The sequence below is a fragment of the Asanoa sp. NPDC050611 genome, assembly GCF_040654855.1.
In the GTDB taxonomy this organism is placed as follows: Bacteria; Actinomycetota; Actinomycetes; order Mycobacteriales; family Micromonosporaceae; genus Asanoa.
Map to the genome: position 1 here is coordinate 20,829 of NZ_JBFAIU010000066.1, position 8,140 is coordinate 28,968.

At 72.9% G+C, this 8,140-nt stretch carries 5 protein-coding genes; 3 read left to right on the forward strand and 2 right to left on the reverse strand.

Annotation, left to right across the window (positions count from 1 at the left end; translation table 11 throughout):
• Positions 1 to 111 precede the first annotated feature (111 nt).
• Positions 112 to 3,642, forward strand: coding sequence for an adenylate/guanylate cyclase domain-containing protein (locus tag AB0H87_RS13260; RefSeq protein WP_360143625.1), 3,531 nt, complete (start codon positions 112 to 114; stop codon positions 3,640 to 3,642).
• On the opposite strand, the gene AB0H87_RS13265 is transcribed toward AB0H87_RS13260, so the two are convergent.
• Positions 3,639 to 4,367 (reverse strand): lysophospholipid acyltransferase family protein, encoded by a 729-nt coding sequence (locus AB0H87_RS13265; RefSeq protein ID WP_360143613.1) that lies wholly within the window; start codon positions 4,365 to 4,367, stop codon positions 3,639 to 3,641. The genes AB0H87_RS13260 and AB0H87_RS13265 overlap by 4 nt on opposite strands.
• 165 nt (positions 4,368 to 4,532) lie before the next feature.
• On the opposite strand from AB0H87_RS13265, the gene AB0H87_RS13270 reads away from it, so the two are divergent.
• Together AB0H87_RS13270 and AB0H87_RS13275 are read left to right on the forward strand one after the other, a co-directional pair.
• Positions 4,533 to 5,363 carry a DUF308 domain-containing protein gene (locus tag AB0H87_RS13270; RefSeq protein WP_360143616.1) on the forward strand — a complete coding sequence of 277 codons (831 nt, stop codon included), beginning with the start codon at positions 4,533 to 4,535 and terminating at the stop codon, positions 5,361 to 5,363.
• A gap of 506 nt (positions 5,364 to 5,869) precedes the next feature.
• Positions 5,870 to 7,285 (forward strand): trehalose-6-phosphate synthase, encoded by a 1,416-nt coding sequence (locus tag AB0H87_RS13275; RefSeq protein ID WP_360143619.1) that lies wholly within the window; start codon positions 5,870 to 5,872, stop codon positions 7,283 to 7,285.
• Here AB0H87_RS13275 and AB0H87_RS13280 read toward each other — a convergent pair.
• Positions 7,282 to 8,140 (reverse strand): family 1 glycosylhydrolase (locus AB0H87_RS13280; protein WP_360143622.1); only part of this gene is annotated, 859 nt, incomplete at its 5' end. The genes AB0H87_RS13275 and AB0H87_RS13280 overlap by 4 nt on opposite strands.

The following is an 8,140-nucleotide window of genomic DNA, read 5'->3' on the forward strand; positions in this document are numbered from 1 at the left end:
GACTCTACCGACGGGCCGCCACGGTGGACTGTCCACTAGCCAACAGGACAGTTCCTGACAGGCGGCCGGGCTGGGTAGGCTGCGAGATCCTGATAGTCGGAGGAGTCCGCCATCCTCGCTGCCTGCGCTCGGTGCGGCCGGACCCCCGCCGAGAACGACCGGTTCTGCGGCGGCTGCGGTGCGGAGCTGGCTCCACCCTGCCGTCAGTGCAGCCGGCCCATCCCCGCGGACGCCGCGTTCTGCACCAACTGCGGCACGCCGCGCGAGACCGGCGGGCGCGCCGAGGTGTCGGGCGAGCAGCAGGAGGACCGGCGCCGGGTCAGCGTGCTGTTCGTCGACCTCATCGACTTCACGCCGTACGCCGAGCGGGCCGATCCGGAGCAGGTGCGGGCCATGCAGACCGGGTTCTTCTCGGCCGCCCGGCGGGTGGTCGGGCAGTACGGCGGCGTGGTCGAGAAGTACATCGGCGACGCGGTGATGGCGCTGTTCGGCGCGCCGGTCGCCACCGAGACCGACCCGCTGCGCTGCGTGCGCGCCGGGCTCGAGCTGCAACGGGTGCTGTCCCGCTTCGCGCCCGACGGCGCCGACGCGGCCGGCATGCGGTTCCGGGTCGGCGTCGCGACCGGCGAGGCGCTGGTCGACGTCGCCGCGGCCCGCGACGGCGGGCAGGCGATCGTCGCGGGTGACGTGGTCAACACCGCGTCCCGGTTGCAGTCGGCCGCGCCGCCCGGCGGCGTGCTGGTCTGCGGCAACACGTACTCGCTGACCAAGGACGCGGTCCGCTACCAGGACCAGCCCGCCGTGACCCTGCGCGGCCGCTCGACGCCGACCGAGGTCTGGCTCGCGGTCGCGCCGCGCCGGCGGCCGCACGTCGACAAAGAGCCCGACGCCACGCCGCTCGTCGACCGCGAGCACGAGCTGGGCCTGCTGGTCAACGCGCTGCACCGGTCGATGCGCGAGCGGCTGCCCCAGGTGGTCACCGTGTTCGGCCGGGCCGGCATCGGCAAGAGCCGTCTCGTCCGCGAGCTGCTCAAGCACGCCGAACGGCTGATCGACGAGCCGGTCACGTGGCGCACGGGCCGGTGCCCGCCGTTCGGCGAAAATGTCGCCTTCGCCGCGCTCGCCGACATCGTCAAGGCCGAGGCCGGCATCCTCGACACCGACCCGGCCGCGACCGCGGCGCAGCGGCTGACCAAGGCGGTGTCCGAACTGGTCGGTCCGGCCGAGGCCGACCGCCTGATCGACGCGCTGCGCCCGCTGGTCGGCCTGCCCGCGAGCCGGCTGGCCGCCGAGGACGCGGAGTCCGCCTGGCGCCGGTTCCTGGTCGCGCTCGCCGCCCGCCGCCCCACCGTGCTCGTCTTCGAGGACCTGCACTGGGCCGACGAGAGCATGCTGCGCTTCGTCGAGCTGCTCGGCGCGTCCGCCCGGGACGTGCCGCTGGTGCTGTTGTGCACCGCCCGGCCCGAGCTGGTGGACCGCGACCCGGGCTGGGCCGCGTCGCTGACCGGGTCGCTGACCATCACCCTGCCGCCGTTGCGCAACACCGGCATCGCGACCCTCTACGCGCACATGTTCGGCCAGGCGGCGTTCTCCGCCGACATGCTCAGCCCGCTGGTCGAGCTGGCCGACGGCAACCCGCTCTACGCACACGAGTACGTGCGGATGCTGATCGAGCAGGGCGCGCTGCGCCAGTCCGGGCGGGGCTGGTCGCTGGAGAAGCGGCTCGACCTGCCGATGCCGGACAGTGTGCACGCGGTCATCGCCAACCGCGTCGACCTGCTCGACGCCAAGGACCGCACGGTGCTGTTCGCCGCGTCCGTCGTCGGCATGGTGTTCTGGCCTGGTGCGGTGGCCGCGGCGCTGGGCCGCAACGTCGAGTCGGTCGAGCGCTCGCTGCGCCGGCTGGAGCAGCGCGACTTCGTGCACGAGCAGTCGACGTCGACGATGGCCGGGCAGCCGGAGTTCCGGTTCGGCCACGTGCTGGTCCGCGACGTCTGCTACCAGCGGCTGCCGCGCACCGAGCGGGTGGCCCGGCACGAGCGCACCGCGGAGTGGCTCGACGCGCTGTCCCGCAGCCGCGCCACGGACCTCGCCGAGGTGCTGGCCCACCACCGCTGGGCGGCCCACGAGATCGCCCGCACGCTCGGCGTCGACCCGACCCCGTTCGCCGGGCCGGCGCGCGAGGCGCTGCACCGGGCCGCGCGGCGCGCGTACGCCCTGCACGCCCTCGACGCGGCGGCCAACCACGTCGAGCGGGCGATCGCGCTGGCCGACCAGTCCGACCCGGCCGGCCGGCTCCAGCTCGAGCTGCTGCGCACCGAGATCTCCTTCTACCGCGACCGCACCGAGTTCCTCACCGGCGGCGGCCCGGACCAGCTCGTCACGCTCGCGGACCGGCTCTACGCGCACGGCGACGCAGCCTCCGCGGCCCGGGCGTGGACCCTGCTCGGCCAGGCGGCCTGGCTGCGCGCCGACCGCCGCGCGGCGCTGTCCTGCCTCGACCGGGCGGTCGAGCTGTTCGACGGCGTGCCCGACTCGACCGAGAAGGCCGACGCGTACGCCGAACTGGGTCGCCTGCACATGCTCAACTACGAGCGCGACCCGGCGATCGCCGCCGCGAGCGCCGCCGCCGAGATCGCCGAGCGGCTCGGCAGCGTGGAGACGCGGACCAACGCCCGGATCACCGTCGCGATGGCCCGCTACCAGGCCGGCGACCGGGGCGCGCTGCCCGAGCTCTACGAGGTCACCGAGTTCTGCCGCGAGCACGCGCTGCTGGTGACGAAGCGCGCCGTGCAGAACCTGGCCGCGGTGCTGATCGAAGAGGGCGACTGGGTGCGCTCCAACGAGCTGCTCAGCGAGGCCGCGTCCGAGGTGCCCGGCGGCCACACCCTCAACACCAGCTACTCCGGCGAGGCCATGCGGGCCTACTTCGGCGGCGAGTTCGACCGGCTGCTCACCGCCGCCGACGCGTTCGTCGAGACGCCGGAGGGCCGCTGGGACATGCAGGTCCGCGGGCTGCGGGCCTGCCTGCGGGTGCTGCGCGACCAGCCGGTGCCGACGGTCGGCGAGACCGACGACGTCAGCGACGCGCTGGAGACCGCGCGCAGCAGCGGCTTCTACCGGCCGCGGTGGAACATGCTCGGCCTGGCCGCCCAGGTCCGCGCCCTGCAGGGCCGCACCGAGGAGGCGGATGCCCTCCTCGACGAGCTGGCCGAGTCGTGGTCGGCCGTGCCTGCGCTGGCCAGCGGCGAGTGGGTGTCGGCGGCGGCCCGGGCGGCGGCGCTGACGGGCCGCGACGCGGCGGTCCGGGTGCGCGGGATGCTCGACCGGGTCAGCCACCGGACCCCGTGGGCCGAGGCGGCGCTGCGGATCGTGTCCGCGGCCCTGGCGGCGGCCGGCGACGACCCCGGCCGGGCGGGCCAGCTCTACGCGGCGGCGGCCGGCATCTACGGCCAGATCCCGGCGGTCACCGACCGGATGCTCGCGCTCGCGCTGGCGGTGCGCAGCTTCAGCGAGGCCGGCGAGCGGGCCGCGGCGGAGGTGGCGCTGACCGAGGTGCAGGCGTTCGCGACCCGCAACCGGGCGCCGGGCCTGCTGCGCCTGACCGGCAGCCCGACACCGGAAGCGACGCTGGCCAGTTAGGCGGCGACCGCGGTCGGCGGGTCGGACGCCTTCGCGGGGGCGGGCACGCGCGCGGCGGCGTTCTTCGCCTTCTGCGCGTAGATGTCGACGTACTCGCGGCCGGAGAGCTCCATCAGCTCGTACATGATCTCGTCGGTGACCGCCCGCTCGACGAACCGGTCGCCGGACATCCCCGCGTACCGCGCGAAGTCAATGGGTTCACCGAACCGGATCCGGACGCGCTTGATCTTGGGGATGACCTTCCCGGGCGGCTGGATCTCGTCGGCGTTGAGCATCACCACGGGCACCACCGGGGCACCGCTGAGCAGCGCGAGCCGGGCGACGCCGGTCTTGCCCCGGTAGAGGCGGCCGTCCGGCGAGCGGGTGCCCTCGGGGTAGATGCCGGCCAGGTTGCCGGCGCGCAGCACCCGCAGCTGGGTGTCGAGCGCGGCCTGGGCGGCCCGGCCACCGGCGCGGTCGACCGGGATCGTGCCGGTGCCGACGAAGAACATCTTCACGAGCCAGCCCTTGAGGCCCTTGCCGGTGAAGTATTCGGCTTTCGCCACGAAGGTCACTTTCCGCCGAACCATCAGCGGCATGAAGATCGAGTCGGAGAAGGACAGGTGGTTGCTGGCGATGATCGCCGGCCCGGTCGCGGGGACGTTGTCGCGCCCCTCGACCACCGGGCGGAAGATCATGCGGAGCCACGGGCCGAGGATCACGTACTTCAGCAGCCAGTACAGCAACCGATGCCCCTTCTCCCCCGCAGTGCCTGCGAGCAGACGCTACGACATTGAGCCTACGAAGCGCGTACGCCATGCCACAACGGACTACTGGAAGGGGCTGCGGACGTGTCACGATTGGCGGCACGGCTCGCGGGCGATCCCCGGGGGCAGGCAGGAGGGGATGCGGTGTCAGCGGGTGGTGCCCGCCGTGGCCGGCGGGACAACGGTCTCGACGCGGCCGACTTCGCCGTGGCCGGCGACGTCGACCCACGGGTCGGCGAACACCTGCTCGAGGTGCTCGGCGCGGGCGGCATCGCCGCCTACCTGCAGCCGTCGTCCGACCTCAACCCCGTGACCCGCACCACCACGGTGCCGCCGCGACCGGTCGACCGCCTCTACGTCGACAGCACCCACCTCGAGACCGCCCGCGGCTATCTCGCGAAGCTCGCCTCCGAGGAGGAGGCACCGCAGCGCACGAACGGGCACGATCCGGACGTCGAGGCCGCGTGGGCCAAGATCGTCGAAGGCTGGGACAAGGAGCCCGACACCGCACCGTGGCCGGCCTCGGAAAACCTGCCGGACGCGACCGCCGACACGCTGACGGCCCCGGCCGACCCGACGCGCTCCATCGAGCCGCCGGCCTCCCCGGCCCGCCGCCCGTCGGCCACTGATATCTCGGGCGTGAACCTGGGCCCCCGCACCGACGACGGCCCGAGCCTGCTCGACGGCTTGGACACGTTCGGCAACGACCTGCCGGGCGAACCGACCGACGACGAGGGCTACACGCCACCGCCACCGCCGCCGCTGCCCCGCATCTCGAAATACGCGGTGGCCGGCCTGCTCGGCATCGTCCTGGGCTTCGTCCTGTTCCTGTTCCCGACCCTGATCCCGATCGACTCGACGATCGTGGTGGTCCTGGGCTTCCTCGCCATCCTGGCCGGCTTCATCACCCTGATCTCCCGCCTCCGCCACGGCGACGACGAAGACTACGACCCCGACGACGGAGCCAAGGTCTAGAGCTTTTCCCTGCTCGGGCCCGCCTGGGGCGCGACCGTCGCTCCCGCCAGACAACGCTCCGCTGCCACCTCCGCGGTGACAAGATCAAAGATCGACCGAGGGAGTGCGGTGGACCCGTTGCGCTGCCCCGCCGAACTGCACACCGCGGCCGCGGTGCTCGCCCGCCCCAGCCCGGTGCCGGCGGCTCCCGGGGTCTACGCCCGGTACTTCCCCGTCGTGCCGCCGCGGGTGCCGGTCGAGGGGTGTCATCAGGTCGCAGGGGCGAGTCGTTGGAGTTGCCGCTCAACCTCGACCAGAACCGGCGGCATGCGTTTCACCAGACGCTGTCCGCGATGTGTGCCCGGCAGCGGGCGCGGGCGCGGGGGTTTGGGTAAATCCTTAAATCTGGGTGAAATGGACAGTCGGTGCACCCTTCGCACGGCTGCTTGTAATCGTCGCGTAACGTGGCGTCAGTAGGAATTGGTGACTGTCGTTTTCGCCACCGCTCGAGCGGAGCCTGCTGCCCCATGCGTAGAAGTGCCTTCGTGGTCGTCGCCCACCGGCTGCCCGTCGATGACAGCATCGCGCCTGATGGCGCCTGTGAGTGGCGGCGGTCGCCTGGTGGGCTGGTCAGTGCCCTCCATCCCATCCTGCGTAAGACCCCTGGCACCTGGGTCGGCTGGGCCGGCCAGACCGGGCCCGCCCGGCACGTGCCCGACCTCGACGGTGTGCACATGCACTCGGTGCCCCTGAGCACCGAGGACATCGCCGAGCACTACGAGGGGTTCGCCAACGCCACGCTCTGGCCGCTCTACCACGACGCGGTCGAGCAGCCCGTCTATCACCGGCGCTGGTGGGAGGCCTACCAGCGGATCAACCAGCGGTACGCCGAGGCCGCCGCCGCCCTGGCCGAGCCCGGCGCCACCGTCTGGGTGCAGGACTACCACCTGCAGCTCGTCCCCGGGATCCTGCGCGAGCTACGGCCCGACCTGAACATCGGGTTCTTCATGCACGTGCCGTTCCCGCCACCGGAGCTGTTCATGCAGCTCCCCCGCCGCGCCGAGCTGCTGCGCGGGATGCTCGGCGCCGACCTGATCGGCTTCCAGCGGGCCCAGGCCGCCCACAACTTCGCCCAGCTCGCCGTCAAGGTGCTCGGGCTCCAGGCCAGCGACCGCCGCATCGCGATCGACGACCGGATCGTGCGGGTCGGCGCTTTCCCGGTCTCCATCGACACGGCTGACATGGAGGCGCTGGCGGCCGGCCCGGCCGTGGTGGCCCGCGCCCGGCAGCTGCGCGCCGACCTCGGCGACCCGCGGCACGTGATCCTCTCCGTCGACCGGATGGACTACACCAAGGGCATCGAACAGCGGCTCAAGGCCTACAGCGAGCTGCTCGACAGCGGCCAGGTCAAGGTCCGCGACACCGTGATGGTGCAGGTCGCCGTGCCCAGCCGGGAGCGGGTCGAGCACAACCGGGCGCTGCGCAACCGGGTCGAGCGGGAGGTCGGCCGGATCAACGGCGAGTACGGCCGCGTCGGTGAGCCGGCCATCCACTACCTCAACCAGCCGTTCGACCGGGCGGAGCTGGCCGCCCTCTACCGCGTCGCCGACATCATGGCCGTCACACCGCTGCGCGACGGGATGAACCTGGTCGCGAAGGAATACGTGGCGTCCCGGGTCGACGACACCGGCGCGCTGGTGCTCAGCGAGTTCGCGGGCGCCGCCGCCGAGTTCACGCAGGCCTACCTCTGCAACCCGCACGACCTCGACGGCCTCAAGGCGGTGCTGACGAACGCGACGAAGGCCAGCAGCGACGACGTCGAGGAGCGCATGCGGGCCATGCGCGCCCACCTGCGCGTCCACGACATCCGGGCCTGGGCCCGCGCCTACCTGACCGTCCTCGACCGCACCGGCGACCTCGCCGCCCGCCTCACCCAGGTCTAGAGGCCACCGCGCGCGATCACGTCGCGGTACCAGAAGGCACTGTCCTTGGGCGTGCGCGTGAACGTCGCGTAATCCACGTGCACGAGCCCGAAGCGCTTCCCGTAGCCCAGCGCCCACTCGAAGTTGTCGAGCAGCGACCAGGCGAAGTAGCCGCGCAGGTCGACCCCGGCCGCCATCGCCGAGTGCGCCGCCGCCAGGTGCGAGCGCAGGTAGTCGATCCGTTCCACGTCCCGCACCCGCCCGTCCGCCACGGTGTCCACGAACGCGGCGCCGTTCTCCGTCACGTACAACGGGATCGGTCCGTAGTCCGCGGTGACCCGCAGCAGCATGTCGCGCAGCCCGGTCGGGTCGATCGGCCAGCCCATGTCGGTCACCGGCCCGGGCAGCTCGTGGTGCACGACCCGGCCCCCGGTCGGATAGGGGCTGCCGTCGTCGACCGGTGACGGCGCGGCACCGACCAGGTCGGGCTGGTAGTAGTTGACGCCCAGCGCGTCCAGCGGCGCGTTGATCGCGGCCAGGTCGCCGTCGCGCACGAAGGACCAGTCCGTCACCGACGCGGTGTCCGCCACGACGTCGGCGGGGTAGGCGCCGCGCAGCACCGGGTCGAAGAAGATCCGGTTGAGCAGCCCGTCGATCCGGCGCGCGGCGTCCACGTCGGCCGCCGACGACGTGACCGGCCGCACCGTGCCCCCGTTGAGCGCGATGCTGACCTGCGACCCCGGCGACGCGGAACGCAGCACGGGCACGGCCAGGCCGTGCGCCAGCAGCAGGTGGTGCACGGCCACGAACGGATCGGCGCGCCGCCCGGGCGCGTGCACCCCGGTGCCGTAGCCCAGGAACGCCGAGCACCACGGC

Excerpts from the sequence above, each read along its gene's own strand:
- AB0H87_RS13275 (WP_360143619.1), top strand. The coding sequence starts at position 5,870 with ATGCGTAGAAGTGCCTTCGTGGTCGTCGCCCACCGGCTGCCCGTCGAT.